This window comes from Janthinobacterium saanense, from assembly GCF_014200675.1.
Taxonomy (GTDB): Bacteria; Pseudomonadota; Gammaproteobacteria; order Burkholderiales; family Burkholderiaceae_D; genus Janthinobacterium.
In genome coordinates this window covers 340,342-358,930 of record NZ_JACHCI010000001.1, presented here as the reverse complement: position 1 = coordinate 358,930, position 18,589 = coordinate 340,342, and the positions used below count along the sequence as shown (strand labels likewise).

31 protein-coding genes are annotated in these 18,589 nt (G+C 54.1%); 1 reads left to right on the top strand and 30 read right to left on the bottom strand.

Features of this window, described 5'->3' with window-relative positions:
• Positions 1-239 precede the first annotated feature (239 nt).
• The 27 genes from rpsK to HDE72_RS01555 form a co-directional block, all read right to left on the bottom strand.
• The gene (gene rpsK / locus HDE72_RS01685; protein ID WP_010394475.1) at positions 240-644 is read right to left on the bottom strand and encodes a 30S ribosomal protein S11; all 405 of its coding nucleotides are present in this window, start codon (positions 642-644) and stop codon (positions 240-242) included.
• A gap of 17 nt (positions 645-661) precedes the next feature.
• Positions 662-1,027, bottom strand: coding sequence for a 30S ribosomal protein S13 (gene rpsM, locus HDE72_RS01680; RefSeq protein ID WP_046681666.1), 366 nt, complete (start codon positions 1,025-1,027; stop codon positions 662-664).
• Positions 1,028-1,041: 14 nt separating this feature from the next.
• Positions 1,042-1,155: a 50S ribosomal protein L36 gene (rpmJ, locus tag HDE72_RS01675; RefSeq protein ID WP_119811791.1), complete on the bottom strand. Its 114-nt coding sequence runs from the start codon at positions 1,153-1,155 to the stop codon at positions 1,042-1,044.
• 42 nt (positions 1,156-1,197) lie between these two features.
• Positions 1,198-1,416: a translation initiation factor IF-1 gene (infA, locus tag HDE72_RS01670; protein WP_005663428.1), complete on the bottom strand. Its 219-nt coding sequence runs from the start codon at positions 1,414-1,416 to the stop codon at positions 1,198-1,200.
• 18 nt (positions 1,417-1,434) lie between these two features.
• Positions 1,435-2,769, bottom strand: a complete 1,335-nt coding sequence (gene secY, locus HDE72_RS01665) for a preprotein translocase subunit SecY (RefSeq protein WP_183680785.1) — start codon at positions 2,767-2,769, stop codon at positions 1,435-1,437.
• Positions 2,770-2,801: 32 nt separating this feature from the next.
• Entirely contained in the window at positions 2,802-3,233 is a 432-nt protein-coding gene (rplO, locus tag HDE72_RS01660) for a 50S ribosomal protein L15 (protein WP_183680786.1), read from the bottom strand.
• 30 nt (positions 3,234-3,263) lie between these two features.
• Entirely contained in the window at positions 3,264-3,443 is a 180-nt protein-coding gene (gene rpmD / locus HDE72_RS01655) for a 50S ribosomal protein L30 (RefSeq protein ID WP_010394435.1), read from the bottom strand.
• 10 nt (positions 3,444-3,453) lie between these two features.
• Positions 3,454-3,972, bottom strand: coding sequence for a 30S ribosomal protein S5 (gene rpsE, locus HDE72_RS01650; RefSeq protein WP_010394433.1), 519 nt, complete (start codon positions 3,970-3,972; stop codon positions 3,454-3,456).
• Between the two features lie 9 nt (positions 3,973-3,981).
• Positions 3,982-4,344 (bottom strand): 50S ribosomal protein L18, encoded by a 363-nt coding sequence (gene rplR, locus HDE72_RS01645; protein ID WP_010394431.1) that lies wholly within the window; start codon positions 4,342-4,344, stop codon positions 3,982-3,984.
• A 13-nt stretch (positions 4,345-4,357) separates the two neighbouring features.
• Entirely contained in the window at positions 4,358-4,891 is a 534-nt protein-coding gene (gene rplF / locus HDE72_RS01640; RefSeq protein ID WP_183736989.1) for a 50S ribosomal protein L6, read from the bottom strand.
• Positions 4,892-4,901: 10 nt separating this feature from the next.
• Complete coding sequence (gene rpsH / locus HDE72_RS01635) at positions 4,902-5,297, bottom strand: 30S ribosomal protein S8 (RefSeq protein ID WP_008444325.1); 396 nt, start codon at positions 5,295-5,297, stop codon at positions 4,902-4,904.
• A gap of 14 nt (positions 5,298-5,311) precedes the next feature.
• The gene (rpsN, locus tag HDE72_RS01630) at positions 5,312-5,617 is read right to left on the bottom strand and encodes a 30S ribosomal protein S14 (protein WP_183736988.1); all 306 of its coding nucleotides are present in this window, start codon (positions 5,615-5,617) and stop codon (positions 5,312-5,314) included.
• A gap of 2 nt (positions 5,618-5,619) precedes the next feature.
• The gene (gene rplE / locus HDE72_RS01625) at positions 5,620-6,159 is read right to left on the bottom strand and encodes a 50S ribosomal protein L5 (protein WP_183680788.1); all 540 of its coding nucleotides are present in this window, start codon (positions 6,157-6,159) and stop codon (positions 5,620-5,622) included.
• 6 nt (positions 6,160-6,165) lie between these two features.
• A complete protein-coding gene (gene rplX / locus HDE72_RS01620; protein ID WP_010394419.1) occupies positions 6,166-6,480 on the bottom strand; it encodes a 50S ribosomal protein L24 in 315 nt (104 codons plus the stop codon).
• A 9-nt stretch (positions 6,481-6,489) separates the two neighbouring features.
• Positions 6,490-6,858: a 50S ribosomal protein L14 gene (gene rplN, locus HDE72_RS01615; RefSeq protein ID WP_008444317.1), complete on the bottom strand. Its 369-nt coding sequence runs from the start codon at positions 6,856-6,858 to the stop codon at positions 6,490-6,492.
• Between the two features lie 253 nt (positions 6,859-7,111).
• The gene (gene rpsQ, locus HDE72_RS01610; RefSeq protein ID WP_065310148.1) at positions 7,112-7,384 is read right to left on the bottom strand and encodes a 30S ribosomal protein S17; all 273 of its coding nucleotides are present in this window, start codon (positions 7,382-7,384) and stop codon (positions 7,112-7,114) included.
• Complete coding sequence (gene rpmC / locus HDE72_RS01605; protein ID WP_010394412.1) at positions 7,381-7,572, bottom strand: 50S ribosomal protein L29; 192 nt, start codon at positions 7,570-7,572, stop codon at positions 7,381-7,383. The genes rpsQ and rpmC overlap by 4 nt, the downstream gene beginning before the upstream one ends.
• 12 nt (positions 7,573-7,584) lie before the next feature.
• On the bottom strand, positions 7,585-8,004 hold the full coding sequence (gene rplP / locus HDE72_RS01600) for a 50S ribosomal protein L16 (RefSeq protein ID WP_038497037.1): 420 nt from the start codon (positions 8,002-8,004) through the stop codon (positions 7,585-7,587).
• 2 nt (positions 8,005-8,006) lie between these two features.
• Positions 8,007-8,822, bottom strand: coding sequence for a 30S ribosomal protein S3 (gene rpsC / locus HDE72_RS01595; RefSeq protein ID WP_183680789.1), 816 nt, complete (start codon positions 8,820-8,822; stop codon positions 8,007-8,009).
• A gap of 9 nt (positions 8,823-8,831) precedes the next feature.
• Positions 8,832-9,164 (bottom strand): 50S ribosomal protein L22, encoded by a 333-nt coding sequence (rplV, locus tag HDE72_RS01590; RefSeq protein ID WP_170840583.1) that lies wholly within the window; start codon positions 9,162-9,164, stop codon positions 8,832-8,834.
• Positions 9,161-9,436, bottom strand: a complete 276-nt coding sequence (gene rpsS / locus HDE72_RS01585) for a 30S ribosomal protein S19 (RefSeq protein ID WP_008444295.1) — start codon at positions 9,434-9,436, stop codon at positions 9,161-9,163. The genes rplV and rpsS overlap by 4 nt, the downstream gene beginning before the upstream one ends.
• Positions 9,437-9,446: 10 nt before the next feature.
• Positions 9,447-10,274, bottom strand: coding sequence for a 50S ribosomal protein L2 (gene rplB, locus HDE72_RS01580; protein WP_183736987.1), 828 nt, complete (start codon positions 10,272-10,274; stop codon positions 9,447-9,449).
• On the bottom strand, positions 10,274-10,591 hold the full coding sequence (rplW, locus tag HDE72_RS01575) for a 50S ribosomal protein L23 (protein ID WP_010394398.1): 318 nt from the start codon (positions 10,589-10,591) through the stop codon (positions 10,274-10,276). The genes rplB and rplW overlap by 1 nt, the downstream gene beginning before the upstream one ends.
• Positions 10,588-11,208 carry a 50S ribosomal protein L4 gene (gene rplD, locus HDE72_RS01570; protein WP_034753197.1) on the bottom strand — a complete coding sequence of 207 codons (621 nt, stop codon included), beginning with the start codon at positions 11,206-11,208 and terminating at the stop codon, positions 10,588-10,590. The genes rplW and rplD overlap by 4 nt, the downstream gene beginning before the upstream one ends.
• A gap of 3 nt (positions 11,209-11,211) precedes the next feature.
• Positions 11,212-11,868, bottom strand: coding sequence for a 50S ribosomal protein L3 (gene rplC, locus HDE72_RS01565; RefSeq protein WP_010394393.1), 657 nt, complete (start codon positions 11,866-11,868; stop codon positions 11,212-11,214).
• Between the two features lie 327 nt (positions 11,869-12,195).
• The gene (locus HDE72_RS01560) at positions 12,196-12,384 is read right to left on the bottom strand and encodes a hypothetical protein (protein WP_183736986.1); all 189 of its coding nucleotides are present in this window, start codon (positions 12,382-12,384) and stop codon (positions 12,196-12,198) included.
• Positions 12,385-12,482: 98 nt separating this feature from the next.
• On the bottom strand, positions 12,483-12,896 hold the full coding sequence (locus tag HDE72_RS01555) for a hypothetical protein (protein ID WP_183736985.1): 414 nt from the start codon (positions 12,894-12,896) through the stop codon (positions 12,483-12,485).
• A gap of 48 nt (positions 12,897-12,944) precedes the next feature.
• Between HDE72_RS01555 and HDE72_RS01550 the strand changes: the two genes are divergently transcribed.
• Complete coding sequence (locus tag HDE72_RS01550; RefSeq protein ID WP_183736984.1) at positions 12,945-13,496, top strand: RND family efflux transporter; 552 nt, start codon at positions 12,945-12,947, stop codon at positions 13,494-13,496.
• A 100-nt stretch (positions 13,497-13,596) separates the two neighbouring features.
• Here HDE72_RS01550 and HDE72_RS01545 read toward each other — a convergent pair whose 3' ends face one another.
• The 3 genes from HDE72_RS01545 to tuf form a co-directional block, all read right to left on the bottom strand.
• On the bottom strand, positions 13,597-16,422 hold the full coding sequence (locus HDE72_RS01545; RefSeq protein ID WP_260176350.1) for a TonB-dependent receptor plug domain-containing protein: 2,826 nt from the start codon (positions 16,420-16,422) through the stop codon (positions 13,597-13,599).
• A 416-nt stretch (positions 16,423-16,838) separates the two neighbouring features.
• Positions 16,839-17,156, bottom strand: coding sequence for a 30S ribosomal protein S10 (gene rpsJ / locus HDE72_RS01540; RefSeq protein ID WP_010394389.1), 318 nt, complete (start codon positions 17,154-17,156; stop codon positions 16,839-16,841).
• Positions 17,157-17,335: 179 nt separating this feature from the next.
• The gene (gene tuf, locus HDE72_RS01535; protein WP_183736952.1) at positions 17,336-18,526 is read right to left on the bottom strand and encodes an elongation factor Tu; all 1,191 of its coding nucleotides are present in this window, start codon (positions 18,524-18,526) and stop codon (positions 17,336-17,338) included.
• Positions 18,527-18,589: the final 63 nt, after the last annotated feature.

The window sequence follows — 18,589 nt, the reverse complement described above, 5'->3', positions numbered from 1 at the left end:
ATGATAACGCCCCAGCCACATGCATGATCAAACACACTGATGCGGTTAGGCGCTAGTCTGATTTGGTTTCAATCAGACGGTGGCTGAAAACGAAAAACCCGTCAAACAGAATTTGACAGGCAAGAACAGCCGGGCAGTATAACCGTTTCCGGCTCCCTGCTCCAGCGTTTTCACACAACTGTACTGTTTACTGCAAACAGCAAAGCAGCTGGCGCCGAGGCGCCCTCTGCAACACTGTCTTAGATACGACGACGTTTCGGTGGACGGCAACCGTTGTGCGGTACCGGCGTCACGTCCTGGATCTCGGTGATCTTGATGCCCAGGTTGTTCAGCGCGCGAACAGCGGATTCACGACCAGGACCTGGGCCCTTGATACGTACTTCCAGGTTCTTTACGCCACACTCAACAGCAACTTTACCAGCGGCTTCTGCGGCGACCTGCGCTGCAAATGGGGTCGATTTACGCGAACCCTTGAAGCCTGCACCGCCCGAAGTGGCCCACGACAAGGCATTGCCTTGACGATCGGTGATGGTAATGATGGTGTTGTTGAACGATGCGTGGACATGTGCGATGCCTTCAGCGACGTTCTTTTTGACTTTTTTACGCACGCGTGCTGATGCGGCGTTATTTTGCGACTTGGCCATAATTATTCCCTAGCGGATTATTTTTTCAGCGATTGAGCGGCTTTACGCGGTCCCTTGCGGGTACGTGCGTTCGTACGCGTACGCTGGCCACGGCAAGGCAGACCCTTGCGATGACGCATGCCACGGTAGCAACCCAGATCCATCAAACGCTTGATGTTCATCGAGAGTTCACGACGCAGATCGCCTTCGACGATGAATTTACCTACTTCATCGCGCAGCTTTTCCAGTTCGCTGTCGTCCAGATCTTTGATCTTTTTGTTGGTTGCTACACCGGTCGATGCACAGATTTTCTCTGCACGTGGACGGCCCACACCGTAGATGGCTGTCAAGCCGATAACGGTATGCTGATGATTTGGGATATTAACCCCTGCAATACGTGCCATTTGTTATTCCTCGATTAACCTTGACGCTGCTTGTGACGTGGCTCTACGCAGATAACGCGAACTACGCCTTTGCGCTTGATGACTTTGCAGTTGCGGCAGATCCGCTTGACTGATGCGAGAACTTTCATTTTAGGGCTCTTTCTTTCGCTTCTTTGGTTTGATTCAGTGTGTTACTTGGTACGGAACACAATGCGGGCTCGGCTCAGGTCGTACGGTGTTAACTCTACCGTCACCTTGTCTCCAGGGAGAATGCGAATATAATTCATCCGCATTTTACCTGAAATATGCCCGAGCACCACGTGTCCGTTCTCCAGCTTCACTCGAAATGTTGCATTTGGGAGATTCTCAAGAATCTCGCCTTGCATCTGTATGACGTCGTCTTTTGCCATTCGGTCTGTTTACCGCGCTTAACGCGTCGGAATTCCGCCCTTGAAATTTGCTTTGCGCAGCAGCGAATCATATTGCTGCGACATCACGTAGTTCTGTACTTGCGCCATGAAATCCATGGTGACAACTACAATAATCAATAAAGAAGTACCGCCGAAATAGAATGGTACTTTCCACTGGGCTTGCATAAATTCCGGCAATAAACATACCAGGGTGATGTAGACTGCGCCGGCAAGTGTCAAGCGTGTCAGGATCTTGTCGATGTAACGGGCTGTTTGTTCGCCTGGACGGATCCCGGGAATGAACGCACCGCTCTTCTTCAAGTTATCCGCTGTTTCTTTGCTGTTGAAAACCAGCGCGGTATAGAAGAAACAGAAAAACACGATCGCCACTGCGTACAACAGCGCATGGATAGGCTCACCAGGCCCCATCGATGCTGCCAAATCTTTCAAGAACCGCACCGCAGGGTTAGCGTTGTCGGCGCCCTTTGAAAACCAGTCCACGATAGTGGCTGGGAACAAGATGATCGAAGAAGCAAAGATCGGCGGGATCACGCCGGCCATGTTCAGCTTCAACGGCAAATGGCTGGTTTGACCGCCATAAATCTTGTTGCCTACCTGGCGCTTCGCGTAATTGACCAATATTTTGCGCTGACCGCGTTCGACAAATACCACGAAGAACGTTACCAGTGCTACCAGGATCACGATGAAGATCGCGCCCAAGCTACCGATCGAACCATTCGACACCAGGCTGAACAAACCACCCAGTGCGGTCGGCAGACCCGCGGCAATCCCGGCAAAGATGATGATCGAGATGCCATTACCCAAGCCACGCTCGGTAATTTGCTCACCCAACCACATCAAAAACATTGTTCCGGTCAACAAAGTGACGACCGTTACGAAGCGGAATGCAAGACCAGGCTCCAATACCAGACCAGCTTGCGACTCCAGTGCGACTGCAATACCCAACGCTTGAAACAGTGCCAGGGCAACCGTGAAATACCGGGTGTACTGGGTGATCTTGCGACGGCCTGCTTCGCCTTCTTTTTTCAACGCTTCCATCTGCGGTGACACGATCGACAGCAACTGCATGATGATCGAGGCCGAGATATAAGGCATGATACCTAACGCAAACACTGTAAAACGAGACAAGGCACCGCCCGAGAACATGTTGAACATGCCCAGGACGCCGCCTTCGTGCTCCTTGAACAGCGCGGCTAATTGTGTCGGATCAATCCCGGGAACCGGGACATGAGCTCCGATACGATAAACCACCAATGCGCCAAGCAAAAACCAGAGCCGCCCCCAAGGGAAACCGGCCGCTGCACTTTTAGCAAGTTGTGGATTAGTCGCCAATTTTCGCTCCGATCAAGCTGTTAGCGGTCAACTCAGGCTACTGAGCCGCCGGCTGCTTCGATGGCTGCTTTCGCGCCAGCGGACACTTTCAAGCCCTTCAAATTCACCGCTTTGGTGATTTCGCCGGACAAGATCACGCGCACGTCACGGGCCAACACGCCCAGAACGCCAGCTTGCTTCAAGACCAGAATGTCGACTTCGCCAACAGCCAGGTTGTTCAGATCGGACAAACGCACTTCAGCTTTGAAGGTGGCGTTGAGCGATTTGAAACCACGCTTAGGCAGACGGCGTTGCAGAGGCATTTGACCGCCTTCGAAACCGACTTTATGAAAGCCGCCCGAACGCGATTTCTGACCTTTGTGACCGCGACCCGAGGTTTTACCCAGGCCGGAGCCGATACCGCGACCGACGCGACGCTTGTAGTGCTTAGCGCCTTCGGCTGGTGCAATAGTATTCAATTCCATGATTTGCTCCGTTCGTGTAAGCCCGAAGGCTTACCCGACAACTTTAACGAGATACGATACTTTATTGATCATGCCGCGTACGGATGGGGTGTCTTGCAATTCGGAAACCGAATTTACACGACGCAGACCCAGACCGCGCACGGTAGCGCGATGCGATTCGCGCGTACCGATCAAGCCCTTGACCAATTGCACTTTGACTGTGTTTGTCATTTTGTCCACCTTAAGCCAGAATGTCTTCAACCGATTTGCCGCGTTTAGCAGCGATATCGGAAGCAGTACTCATTTTCGACAGGCCGTCCAGCGTAGCGCGCACCAGGTTGTATGGGTTGTTCGAACCGGTGGATTTCGCCACCACGTCCGTTACGCCCATCACTTCGAAGATAGCGCGCATTGCGCCACCAGCGATAACGCCGGTACCAGGCTTGGCTGGGTTCATCAGAACCTTCGACGCGCCATGACGACCGACTACCGTGTGATGCAGAGTACCGTTTTTGAGCGGCACTTTGATCAGGTTGCGACGTGCTTCTTCCATTGCTTTCTGCACGCCAACTGGCACTTCTTTCGACTTGCCCTTGCCCATGCCGACGCGGCCATCGCCATCACCAACTACGGTCAGCGCGGCGAAACCCATGATACGACCACCCTTGACCACTTTGGTCACGCGGTTGATCGCGATCATTTTTTCGCGCATGCCATCATCCGGCTTGTCGCTTTGCATTTTTGCTTGCATTTTTGCCATGATTGATCCTTAGAACTTCAGACCGGCTTCGCGTGCGGCTTCTGCCAACGCTTTCACACGGCCGTGGTAACGGAAACCGGAGCGGTCAAACGCAACTTCGGTAATTCCTGCTTTCAATGCTTTTTCAGCAACGCGCTTGCCGATCAAGGCTGCAGCAGCGGCATTGCCGCCTTTGCCGGATTGGCCTGCCAGTTCAGCGCGTACTTCAGCTTCAGCAGTCGATGCCGAAACCAGGACTTTAGCGTCCGGGCTGATCAGGTTGGCGTAAATGTGCAGGTTGGTGCGATGCACCGACAAGCGATTTACTTTCAATTCCGCAATCTTGATGCGGGTTTGGCGTCCGCGGCGAAGCCGTGATTCTTTCTTATCCATCGTCAGCCCCTAATTACTTCTTCTTGGTTTCTTTAAGCTTAACCACTTCGTCCGCATAGCGAACGCCCTTGCCTTTATAAGGCTCAGGAGCGCGGTAAGCACGAACTTCGGCAGCTACCTGGCCAACCTGTTGACGATCGATACCTTTGATCAGGATCTCCGTCGGGGTTGGTGTTGCGCAGGTAACGCCGGCTGGCATGTCGTGCACTACAGGGTGCGAGAAACCCAGGGACAGATTCAGCTTGTCGCCTTGAGCTTGCGCCTTGTAACCCACACCTACCAGGTTCAGCTTTTTCTCGAAACCCTTGGTGACGCCAACAACCATGTTGTTGACCAGCGCGCGCAGCGTGCCGGACATGGCATTGGCTTCACGGCTATCATCAGCCACGTCGAAACTCAGGGTTCCTGCATTGTTTTCTACTTTAACCTGGCCGGTGAGGACCTGGGAAAGCACGCCCAACGGGCCTTTTACGGTGATCGCTTGTGCGGAGATGGCGACTTCGGCGCCAGCTGGCACTACGATAGGCATTTTAGCTACTCGAGACATGTGTAACTCCTTAAGCCACGTAGCAAATAACTTCGCCGCCGACACCGGTAGCGCGTGCTTTGCGGTCAGTCATGACGCCTTGCGGAGTCGACACGATCGCCACACCCAAGCCATTCATCACAGTAGGGATCTCGTCTTTACCCTTGTAGACGCGCAGACCCGGACGGGACACGCGCTCCAAGCGCTCAATAACGGGACGGCCAACATAATACTTCAAACCGATCTTCAGTTCCGCCTTGCCACCAGCTTCGGCAACAGCGAAATCTTCAATGTAACCCTCGTCCTTCAGGACGTTGGCAATCGCAATTTTGACTTTCGACGATGGCATGGCCACGGTCGTTTTTTGCACGCCTTGTGCGTTGCGAATGCGGGTCAGCATATCGGCGATAGGATCGCTCATACTCATTGCATATTCTCCTATTACCAGCTTGCTTTAGTCATACCCGGAATTTCACCACGCATGGCGAATTCACGGAGCTTGATACGACCCAGACCGAATTTACGGAATGTGCCGCGCGGACGACCGGTGATGGCGCAACGGTTACGTTGACGCGTCGGGTTCGAGTTACGTGGCAGCGCCTGCAATTTCAGGCGCGCTTCGTAGCGCTCTTCTTCCGATTTCGATTGGTCATCCACTATGGCCTTGAGAGCGGCGCGCTTAGGGGCGAATTTCGCCACCAGGTCGGCACGCTTGATCTCACGATTAATCAGTGACAGTTTGGCCATGATCAGTTCCTGAAAGGGAATTTAAAGGCGGCGAGCAAAGCTTTGGCTTCGTCATCGGTCTTAGCAGTTGTCGTGATGCTGATATTCATACCGCGCAACGCGTCAATCTTGTCGTATTCGATTTCAGGGAAAATGATCTGTTCCTTGACACCGATGTTGTAGTTACCACGACCATCGAATGCACGGCCATTGACACCACGGAAATCGCGCACGCGCGGCAGAGCCACGGTAATGAAGCGATCCAGGAACTCGTACATACGAGCGCCGCGCAGGGTAACCATGGTACCGATTGGGTAGCCTTCACGGATTTTGAAGCCCGCGATCGCTTTGCGCGACTTGGTGGTCACTGGCTTTTGGCCGGCGATCTTGGTCAAGTCAGCAACTGCGTGCTCGAGTACTTTTTTATCCGCGATTGCCTCACCAACACCCATGTTCAGGGTGATTTTGGTCAGGCGTGGAACTTCCATCGACGACTTGTAGCCAAATTTGGCTGTCAGGTCGGCGACGACTTTTTCTTTATAGAATTCTTGGAGACGTGCCATGATTTCTTAAGCCTTCACTACTTCGCCGGAGGATTTAAAGACGCGGACTTTTTTACCGTCCACTTCTTTGAAACCCACGCGATCTGCCTTGCCAGTCGCTGCATTAAACAATGCAACGTTGGACACGTGAATTGGCATGGTCTTATCGACGATACCACCAGTTACGCCAGTCATCGGGTTTGGCTTAGTCGCTTTTTTAGCGATGTTAATGCCGTCAACCACGATATGTTCAGCATCAATACGCTGCTGCACCACACCACGTTTGCCCTTGTCTTTCCCGGTCAGAACGATGACTTCGTCGTTTTTACGAATCTTATCCATTACGACTCCTTACAGGACTTCCGGTGCCAGGGACACGATTTTCATGAACTTCTCAGTGCGCAGTTCGCGCGTGACAGGTCCAAAAATACGGGTACCGATCGGTTCCAGCTTGGCGTTCAACAGAACGGCGGCATTGCCGTCGAACTTCACCAGGGAACCGTCTTGGCGGCGAACACCTTTAGCGGTGCGCACAACCACGGCGTTATAAATTTCACCTTTTTTGACACGGCCACGTGGCGCAGCAACCTTAACGGTTACCTTGATCACATCGCCAATGCCAGCATAACGGCGCTTGGAGCCGCCCAATACCTTGATGCACATTACTTCTTTGGCACCGGTATTGTCAGCCACTTCGAGCCGGCTTTCAGTTTGAATCATAGTATTCTCTTTCCCAACTTAAGCCGAAGAATCCACACAATGTAGACCCGCGGTCAGTCTTGGTCCCGCCAGAGCCGCCCTGCTGGGCTTCACTGTTTGGGTGCATGACCTTCATACATCAACTGACCGCGAATGCTACTGTCTGTGGCCAGACACTTTGCGGCGTTACATGAACGAAGCCCGCAAGTATTACATACAATTTGCGGGCCTGCAAGTACTAATTAAAACCCACCGCCGAAGCGGTGGTTTTTATTTAAACGATGGGTGCGGCTTGAACCACACGAGTCACCGTCCATGCCTTCGTTTTGGAGATCGGACGACCTTCCTGGATCTCTACCGTATCACCGGCTTTGACCTGGTTGGTTTCGTCATGCGCGTGATACTTGTTCGAACGCATGATGATCTTGCCATACAAAGGATGTTTCACGTGGCGCTCGATCAGAACGGTAACGGTCTTGTCCATCTTGTCGGATACCACTTTACCGATCAGCGTGCGCTTGAGCGACTGTTTCACTGGTTCGTTCATTTGGCTTCCTTCAGATTCATTACCGTCTTCACACGCGCGATATCGCGGCGTACCTTCTTGAGCTGCGAAGTGTTGCTCAGCTGTTGCGTAGCGATTTGCATACGCAGGCCGAACTGTGCCTTCAACAGATCATTCAGCTCTTTTTGCAGAGCCGGCTGGTCCTTGCCGCGGAGTTCAGATGCTTTCATATACAACTCCAATTATTGGCCGACTTGACGTACGACAAAAGTCGTAGCCAGTGGCAGTTTAGCGGCGGCAAGACGGAAAGCTTCCCGTGCCAGCGCTTCATCAACGCCATCCATTTCGTACAGTACTTTACCTGGCTGAATTTCAGCCACGTAGTACTCAGGATTACCTTTACCGTTACCCATACGGACTTCAGCCGGTTTGTTCGAAATCGGTTTGTCCGGGAAAATACGGATCCAGATACGGCCACCGCGCTTGATGTGACGCGTCATTGCACGACGCGCCGCTTCAATTTGACGCGCAGTGATACGACCGCGCGCAACTGCCTTCAGACCGAATTCGCCAAACGACACGGCGGTGCCGCGGCTGTGCGAAATACCGGTATTACGGCCTTTCTGCTCTTTACGATACTTTCTGCGTGCTGGTTGCAGCATGATTATTCTCCTGCTTTCTCAGCTGGTGCAGCGGCGGCCGGTTTAGCGGCGCGCACACGAGCAGCACCTGGTGCTGTGGATGGTTTCGCACCCGCTGGACGTGGGCGGCCGGCTGGCTTGCCATCGTCACGGCGTGGACCGCGGCTTTTCTTCTCGTCAGCTGGAGTATCGATTACTGGAGCGTCGCCGTTAGGAGCGCGGTCGCCTTTGTAAACCCATACCTTGACGCCGATGATGCCGTAGGTGGTCGATGCTTCGCTGGTACCGTAGTCGATATCGGCGCGCAGGGTATGCAGAGGCACGCGGCCTTCGCGGTACCACTCTTTACGAGCGATTTCGATACCGTTCAGACGGCCGGAGGACATGATCTTGATACCGAGAGCACCCAGGCGCATTGCGTTTTGCATTGCGCGCTTCATGGCGCGGCGGAACATGATACGTTTTTCCAGCTGCTGCGAAATCGAATCAGCGATCAGTTGCGAATCGATTTCCGGCTTGCGGATTTCTTCGATATTCACGTGTACTGGCACGCCCATGATCTTGGTCAAAGCGGACTTCAGTACTTCGATGTCTTCGCCTTTTTTACCAATGACCACGCCTGGACGCGAGCTGTAGATCGTGAAGCGCGCGTTCTTTGCCGGGCGCTCGATAACGATGCGACCAACCGAAGCGTTCTTCAGTTTCTTTTTCAGGTAAGCACGTGCTTTCAAGTCTTCGTTCAGCATGGCAGCGAAATTACCGTTGCCTGCATACCAGCGCGAAGCCCAGTTACGGGTGACCGCCAGACGGAAACCGGTTGGATGAATTTTCTGACCCATCGTGGCTCCTTAGTTACCGACAGTCACGTAAACGTGACAGGATTGTTTCGAAATACGGTCGCCACGGCCTTTTGCACGCGCGGTGAAGCGCTTCAGGACCGGACCTTTTTCGACGTAGATCGTTTTCACGAACAGTTCGTCGATGTCGGCGCCATCATTGTGTTCCGCATTGGCGATTGCCGATTCCAGAACACGCTTGATGATCGCAGCACCTTTTTTCGGGCTGAATTGCAAGATGTTGAGTGCAGCGTCAACTTTCTTGCCACGGATCAGGTCCGCAACCAGGCGGCCCTTTTGGTCCGACAGGCGCACACCTTTGAGGATAGCTTTAGTTTCCATTATTTCTTAGCCTTTTTGTCAGCTGCATGGCCCTTGAACGTACGGGTCAGTGCGAATTCGCCGAGCTTGTGACCAACCATGTTTTCGGAAACATAAACTGGCACGTGCAGCTTGCCATTATGTACCGCGATCGTCAGGCCGATAAAGTCAGGCATGATTGTCGAACGACGCGACCAGGTTTTGATTGGCTTTTTGTCTTTGGCAGCTTGCGCGGCTTCAACTTTTTTCACCAGGTGGGCGTCACAGAACGGCCCTTTTTTCAATGAACGTGTCATGTGCTACCCCTTATTTCTTGCCGCGGCGCGAGACGATCATGGAAGTAGTACGCTTGTTACGGCGTGTCTTCTTACCCTTGGTCTGTTGGCCCCATGGCGAAACTGGATGACGACCAGCTGCTGTTTTACCTTCACCACCACCGTGCGGGTGATCGACCGGATTCATGACCACACCGCGAACGGTAGGACGAACACCGCGCCAGCGCATCGCGCCAGCTTTACCGATTTTACGCAGGCTGTGTTCGGCATTGCCGACTTCACCCACGGTTGCACGGCACTCGATATGCACGCGGCGAACTTCGCCCGAGCGCAGACGCACTTGAGCGTAAACACCTTCACGCGCCATCAGCACAACGCCAGCGCCGGCGGTACGGGCGATTTGCGCGCCTTTACCTGGCAGCATTTCGACGCAATGCATCACGGTGCCGACTGGGATGTTACGGATTGGCAAGCAGTTACCCGATTTGATCGGCGCTTCCGAACCGTTCATCACGCTATCGCCAACGGACATGCCTTTGGTTGCGATGATGTAGTGGCGTTCGCCGTCGGCGTAGCACAGCAGAGCGATATTCGCGGTGCGGTTTGGATCGTATTCGATACGTTCCACTTTCGCTGGAATACCATCTTTGGTGCGCTTGAAGTCGATCAGGCGATAGTGTTGCTTGTGACCACCACCGATATGACGGGTGGTGATGTGACCGTTGTTGTTACGACCAGCGGTCTTGGATTTCTTTTCAACCAGGGCAGCGAATGGACGACCTTTGTACAGGTCAGCATTCACCACCTTTACCATGCCACGACGGCCTGGCGAGGTTGGTTTCATCTTAACGAGTGCCATTATGCAGCCTCCTCGGAGAAGTTGATTTCCTGGCCAGGTTTCAGGCACACGAAAGCACGCTTGGTATGGTTACGACGACCGTTGAACTTGCCGGTGCGTTTCTGCTTACCTTCACGGTTTGCAGTTTGCACGGACAGAACTTCAACTTTGAACAGCAGTTCGACTGCTGCCTTGATCTCAGGCTTGGTTGCATCCGGCAATACGCGGAATACAATTTGCTCGTTCTTTTCCGCGACCATGGTGGCCTTTTCGGAAATGACCGGCGCCAACAGCACCTTCATCAAGCGTTCTTCGCTATGTTTCAAAATCGCGCTCATGCCAGCATCTCCTCAATCTTAGCCAATGCAGCTTTGGTGACCAAGATCTTCTTGTAGAACACCAGGGACATCGGGTCTGCGTGACGTGGCTCAACGACGAGTACGTTAGGCAGGTTGCGCGATGCCAGTTCCAGGTTTTCGTTCAGAACGTCGGTGATGATCAGAACCGAATCAAAGCCCAGGCCGTTCAATTTTTGCGACAACAGCTTGGTTTTTGGCGCGTCGATCGTCAGATCGTCGATCACGATCAGGCGCTCTTCGCGAGCCAGCTGCGACAGGATCGAGCAGATACCTGCGCGATACATTTTTTTGTTCACTTTGTGGGTGAAGTTTTCGTCAGGCGAGTTCGGGAAAATCCGACCACCGCCGCGCCACAGTGGCGACGACGACATACCAGCACGAGCGCGGCCGGTACCTTTTTGGCGCCATGGCTTTTTGGTCGTGTGGTGAACTTCTTCACGGTCTTTTTGCTTGCGGTTACCACTACGTGCATTCGCTTGATAAGCGATGACGACTTGGTGGATCAGCGCTTCATTGTAGTCACGGCCGAAAATCGTATCGGCTGCAGCAACGTTCGAGGCGGCTTGACCTTGCGCATTCAGAAGCTTGAGTTCCATCGTTTAAGCTCCCTTCTTGGCTTTGGTTTTGATGGCTGGCGAGACAACTACCTGGCCATTTTTCGCACCTGGAATCGCGCCTTTGACCAGCAACAGCTGACGGTCGGCATCGATACGGGCGATCACGAGGTTCTGGATCGTACGGTTAACGTCACCCAGATGACCGGTCATGCGCTTACCAGGGAAAACGCGACCTGGATCTTGTGCCATACCGATGGAACCTGGAACGTTATGCGAACGCGAGTTACCGTGGGTAGCACGGCCAGAAGCGAAGTGGTAACGTTTGATAACGCCTGCATAGCCTTTACCGATGGTAACGCCTTGCACGTCGATCTTTTGACCGACTTCGAACAGGGAAGCGGCAACAACATCGCCAGCTTTCAGTTCAGCGGCTTTAGCAGCGTCAACGCGGAACTCTTTCAACAGAGTACCGGCTTCAACACCAGCTTTAGCGTGATGACCAGCAACAGCTTTGGTCACGCGGGAAGCGCGACGTTGACCGAATGCGACCTGAACAGCGGAGTAGCCATCTGTTTCAGGGGTTTTGATTTGCGCAACACGGTTGTTCGATACGTCCAGCACGGTGACAGGAATCGAATCCCCTTCATCCGTGAAAATGCGCATCATACCAACCTTGCGACCGAGAAGGCCTAGGCTCATTTTTTCTCCATTCCCACCTGCGATTGGGCGGGGCTTGTTTAACTACAAAGTAACGTAGGACTCAAAAAAGACGAATCCATACCGAAGCCGGCTAGTATATAGCACAAAAACCCTTGACGCAACAAGTTAACACGGGGTATGTCAAAGTGTTGTTCGACGCTCTTGCGGGAGTTGTCTAAGGCGGCTGAAAATCATGCCAATTAGCAAGGAAATGGTCGCAGAAGCCGATTTTATGCGGGCTGGCGGCTTACCGGAAATGCATTGCAGCAGTAAAACAAACGGGGCACGCGCCTACGCACCTGCCCCGCTTTTTATGCCAGGAGCGGCTTATTTTTGGCAGGTGGCCAGGCAATGGTCGTACATGTCCGAGCAGATAGGACTACCACCCAGGCTGGCCTGGCAGCGCGCCACTTTCTGGCCGCACTCCATATAGCACTGCGACACATCGCCGGCCGCAAACGCATAGGAAGCGCTCAGGCCGAGGGCAAACAGGAAGGCACCGGTTTTCTTGATCATGACTCATCTCCTTTTTATATGGATGGAGAACAGACAAGGCTGCGGCGCCACCCTCGCCACAACCCCAGGCAAGCCCTCAACAGCTCGCCATTAAAAGTTTATGCGCTCAGTGAATTTTTACTGTCCCCGCTGCCAGGCGCCTGTCGCTGGATGCTGTCCATGGCAGGACATTGTTTTCCCAACTCGGCAAGCCATGCAGGGCGCCGCACAGCAACGGCTATCGTCATGCCAGTCATGCGCAGGGTAATTGTGGCGTCGGCGCGACGCAGGATCGTGCAGATGCGGGCCGCCAGTTGGCGCGCCGAAAACAGCCTGATGACGTAATCGCCGGCACCGATTTCAACTCCATGATGCGGTCGCGCTCCCCCATCGCTGCGGACCGCCACGCAGATCAGCGGCACAAATGGCGGAAACCCATGCAGCGGATGGACACCATCAATCAGAGGCGCGCCGCACGCGCCGCGAAACATGCCGCAGGCATACAAATGCTGATACGATATTCGCAATAGCATTGCTTCAACGAGTCACGTTTGCCCCCCAATTGCAAATACGAGGAGATCATGAAGATACATACTATCAGTCTGCTATGCGCCGCCGCCCTGCTCAGTGCGTGTAGCACGCCCGCATCGCTTCTCACCGCCTCCAACGAACATCACGATGCCTGCAATAACGCCGAACTGAAGGGGCAACTGGCCGAGGCCGATCTGGCCTGCACACAGGCCTTGCGCACAGCCGAGCAGGCGAATGCATCGCCTGAGCTGCTGTCGCAGCGCCAGTACAACCTGGGCCGCATCAAACGCCTGGAAGGCAAGAATGCGGAAGCCGAACAGCTCTACCGGCAGGCACTGGCCACAGAAGAAGCGGCGCAGCCGCGCAGCGATGCACGCGTCGGCCGGCGTACAGTGGAGCTGGCGTCGGCGCTGGCAGCGCAAGGGAAATGGCAAGAGGGCAGCGATTATCTGCAGCGCGTGCTGCCCCTCCTGCCGAACCTGTCGCCACCTTCGCGCACTTATTCCGCCGGCGTGCTGCGGCAATATGCACAGCAATTGCAAGGGGGCTCGCAAGCAGCGCTGGGCAAACGCTTTGAGGTCGTGGCGGCCAACCTGAAATAAATCTCTTACACCTTCGCCATAACGAAAAAAACCAGGCACAAGGCCTGGTTTTTTGACACGCCCGGCAAGCGCCTGGCGTGCACTGATCAACTGAAGACGATCAGAAGAAGGTGTAAGCAGCCGATACGCCGATACGACGGAACTGCGGGTTCACCTGGTAGCCATCACGCCAGCTTTCTGGCGCTGCTTTCGCGAACACGTTGTCGATGTACAGGCTCAGACGGGTGTTCTTGATCGCGGTGTACGCCAGGTTATAGTCAACCGTCGTGTTGCTGCCAACACGCGAGCAAGCTGCCATGTTCTCAGGCGCAACCTTGTTGGTCACGCAGTAAGTTGGCGACGTTGGGCTGTTGTTGCTATAGCCGCTCTGGTAGTTCACCGTCACTCCGTTATCAAAAGCGCCGGCCTTCAGGCTGGCACGCGCCTTGATGTTCATACGCGAACCCAGGTCATAGGTACCGGAGATATTGCTGTCGTAGGAGTTGGTGGCAACGCTGTACTCCTGATATTTCCACAGGTAAGTACCTTCCAGATTCAGGCGAACTTGACCGACCGGGGTGTTGAAACGGCCCGAACCATCAAAGTCGAAGCCCGAAGCACGGGTACGGCCGCTGTTGACGTATGGGTTGTACAGCAGGCCCAGCTTGCCAACGGTACCGAAGTTAGTGGTATTGCCTGGAGCATACTTGTTGACCAATGCCAGGAATTGCGCATCAGAAGCCGAGTTATCAACACGAATCAGCTGGCCAGCTGGCAGCGCGTCTTCACCCTTCAATACATCCGCAACCGCGCGGATACCGATTTCATCCTTGCGCTCAATGTGGAAGTAGTCCAGCGCCACGGTCCAGTTCTTGACCGGTTCAAACACGAAACCGGCAGTGAACGTACGCGAAGTTTCCGGCTTCAGGTCCTTGTTGGCCGACACGAAGCTGGCCAGGCCAGCCAGGCAATCAGCGCTCTGGAGGGTATTGCCTTGGGCTTTGTCGGTGCTGGTGGCAGCCGGATTGCTCTGGATCAGCTTGTTCAAGGAGCTGGCGATCGAGCAACGTTTTGGATCGGTGACGTTGGTGGCGAACGAGCTACGGCCCAGACCGTTACCGGTTTCAACGATGTTTGGTGCACGGAAGCCGCCCGATGCGGTAGCGCGCAGCAACAGGGTATCGGTCGCATTGATGCGCAGGCCAACCTTCGGCGAGAAATGTACATCGCTGTTGGTCGATTTATCGGCACGCACGGCAGCGCTCAACTCAACACGCTTGATGACCGGGATGGTGGCTTCGGTAAACAGTGCGTAGTGATCCATCTTGTCGTCGACTTGCAAGCCAGCAATGCCGACCAGATCGCCGCGCAGCACGTTGTCCGAGCTGGCCATCTTGTATTTTTCACGACGGATGTCGGTACCGAATGCAACACTCAGCGGACCGGCAGGCAATTGCATCACTTCACCGGACACGGTCGCATTGGCAAACGAGATCTTCGACTCGCCTTCAGTGACACGAACCGGGAACATCGAGTCCAGCAGCGCCGGATCGTTTTGCTGGCCAAATTTGTAGGTACCATTCACGATGGCATTGGTGTAGCCAACAGCGCTTGGGGCACGGGTAGACTTGGTCGCTTTCGAGTTCATGTAGCCGAACGAAGATTTCCAGTCGAAGCCCTTGACGTCGCCAGCCAGGGTCAGCATGAAGCGCGATTGATCCGATTCGGTGCGGTTGAAGTTGAAGCCATCACCGGTGTCCATCATGCGGGCGCGGTATTCCACCGGCACATTGTATGGATTATTCGGATGGCCGACCGGCAGTTTTGGATAGAAAAACGGACCGACTACCTTGCCATCGACGGCGTTGTACCAGGTGTTCGACGAGGAGGTCGCGCTACCGTTGCTGACGTTGAAAGGAGCAACGATGTATTGGTTTTTGGCGCCGGCGGTGGTGATTTCAAAGTTGGCATCGATATCCTTGCCGATTTTGAAATGGGTATTGCTGGCGATGGCGTAACGCTTGGCATCGGTGGTCAAGCCGCTATACGGCAGGGCATCCATCTTGCACAGCTTGTCAACCGGATCGATATTGCCGGCAGGGCAGCCTGGCGCGGCGACGATGTTCGTGCTGCTCAGGTAATAGTTACCGGTAGGCGAGAACGAGCTCTTGGCGTCCCAGGTCGAACGGTTCGGGGTTAAGCGATTCCAGGCAGGATAGTTGCTGCGCAGGTCGCCGACCGAGTAGCCATCGCTTTGATAAACTTCGTACGAAACGTAGGTGTTGAAACCGTCGCGGTCGATATCGCCGACACCGAAGATGCCGGACGCACTGCGGTTACGCTGGTCGCTGAATTTTTCAGATTCTTTGTAGTTGGCGGTGATTTTCGCGCCTTCAAAGTTCTTCATCAAAATGATGTTGATCACGCCGGCGATGGCGTCGGAACCATAGATCGCCGAAGCGCCGTCTTTCAGGATCTCGATGCGCTCGATAGCAGCAGCAGGGATCGCATCCAGATTGGTGAAGTTTTGCTGTGCGCCATCGGCCAGGCCGTATTGCGCAATGCGTTGGCCGTTAACCAGCACCAGGGTGGCAACCTTGCCCAGGCCACGCAAGCCCACGCCCGACGAACCGGTAGCGAAGCTGCCAGAGCTGCTGCTATCCGAGTTGATCGAAGTGCTGACGGCGGACGACGAATTCAGGATGCCCAGCGCCGTGGTCTGGCCGGTGCGCTCGATATCTGCACGGGTCATCACTTGCACCACGCCAGCGGCTTCTGCCTGGGTGCGTTTGATGCTACTACCGGTGACTTCGACGCGCTGTAATTTTTCTTCAGGCTCGGCAGCTTGCTGCGCCATTACATTGTGCGAGAACGCCAGGGTCAGTGCGATGGCGATGGTGCTTTTTCTCAAACCCGGTGCATGGCTGTTGATTGCTTTTTTATTCAAAACGACTACTCCCAAGATTTTTCTATTATATAAAACGTCACGTCTAGTGATCACCTTTGTAAGACACTCACACTTTGTAACGTGTTTTACAAATTTCTCACATCAGTGATGATTAGAAAAGTAGAAAAACGGTCATTGCCATTTTTAATTCGTTTTAAACGCAAATGTGTTGTTTAATGGAATCAATTTAAACAATTTACGCCTTAGAAAGCGTCGTCTGATCGCGTCCTGAACAGAGAAAAGTGGGTAGGCGAAAATAGCGCCATGGCAGCGCGGCTGAAAACGCACATGGGCGTCGTGCCGTGAGAGTGGGACAGCACAAAAAAATAGGGCCAGATATGTACGCGATTGCGGACAGGTCCGGCCCTATTATCCGCTGGCGAGAGGAGCAATCCTCGCGCGCCAGCGTGTAACAATTATTGCAGCTTGATTTCTACATCAACACCAGCTGGCAGGTCCAGCTTCATCAGAGCGTCAACGGTTTTGTCCGTTGGGTCAACGATGTCCATCAGACGTTGGTGCGTACGGATCTCGAACTGATCGCGCGAAGTTTTGTTGACGTGCGGGGAACGCAGCACGTCAAAACGTTGAATACGGGTAGGCAGTGGTACTGGGCCTTTGACGACAGCGCCGGTGCGCTTCGCGGTTTCAACGATTTCCAGAGCGGACTGATCGATCAGTTTGTAATCGAAAGCCTTCAGGCGGATACGGATTTTTTGGTTTGGTGCCGACATGATATTTCCTTAAAAGAACGAACCGCGCGGTCTGCACGGCAATGAGGTCATACTGGAATTTCTGACGCAACAACCGTCAGGGTCGACATGATAGCACCAAAATGCTGGCCAACCCCGGCAGTCGAAAAAAAAGAGGGGCGCCGGGCGACGACGCTTCCTCTTTTATGCAGGCTTAAGAATTAAGCCAGGATTTTTGCAACAACACCAGCGCCAACGGTACGGCCACCTTCGCGGATAGCGAAGCGCAGGCCTTCTTCCATCGCGATCGGGTTGATCAGCTTGACGGTGATCGACACGTTATCGCCTGGCATGACCATTTCTTTGTCTGCTGGCAACTCGATCGAACCGGTTACGTCCGTCGTGCGGAAGTAGAACTGTGGACGATAGTTGTTGAAGAATGGCGTATGACGGCCGCCTTCGTCTTTCGACAGAACATAGATCTCGCCGGTGAAGTGTGCGTGTGGCTTGATCGAGCCTGGTTTTGCCAGCACTTGACCACGTTGCACGTCTTCACGCTTGGTGCCGCGCAGCAGCAGACCAACGTTGTCGCCTGCTTGACCTTGGTCCAGCAGTTTGCGGAACATTTCCACGCCGGTGCAAGTCGTTTTGACGGTATCGGTGATACCAACGATTTCGATCTCTTCGCCGACTTTGACGATACCGCGTTCGATACGACCGGTAACAACCGTACCGCGACCCGAGATCGAGAACACGTCTTCTACTGGCATCAGGAAGGCACCGTCAACAGCGCGCTCCGGGGTTGGGATGTAGCTGTCCAGCGCATCGGCCAGACGCAATACTGCGTCAACGCCCATTTCGCCTTCTTTGCCTTCCAGCGCCATACGGGCCGAACCTTTGATGATAGGCACGTCGTCGCCTGGGAATTCATACTTCGACAACAGCTCGCGCACTTCCATTTCAACCAGTTCCAGCAGCTCTGCGTCGTCGACCAGGTCGCACTTGTTCAGGAACACGATGATGTATGGAACGCCAACTTGGCGGGCCAGCAGGATGTGCTCGCGGGTCTGTGGCATTGGGCCGTCAGCTGCCGAGCAAACCAGGATCGCGCCGTCCATCTGTGCTGCGCCGGTGATCATGTTTTTGATGTAATCGGCGTGGCCTGGGCAGTCAACGTGAGCGTAGTGACGGGTAGCCGTTTCGTACTCAACGTGTGCGGTGTTGATGGTAATGCCGCGTGCTTTTTCTTCTGGAGCTGCATCGATCTGGTCGTATGCTTTAGCTTCGCCGCCGAATTTCTTCGACAGTACCGTTGCGATTGCAGCGGTCAGGGTGGTTTTACCGTGGTCGACGTGGCCGATGGTGCCGACGTTGACGTGCGGCTTGGTCCGTTCGAATTTACCTTTTGCCATTTTATTCTTCCTTAGAACAATGATTTAAATGTAGGGACCGGAATTCTCGTGAAATCCGGCCCG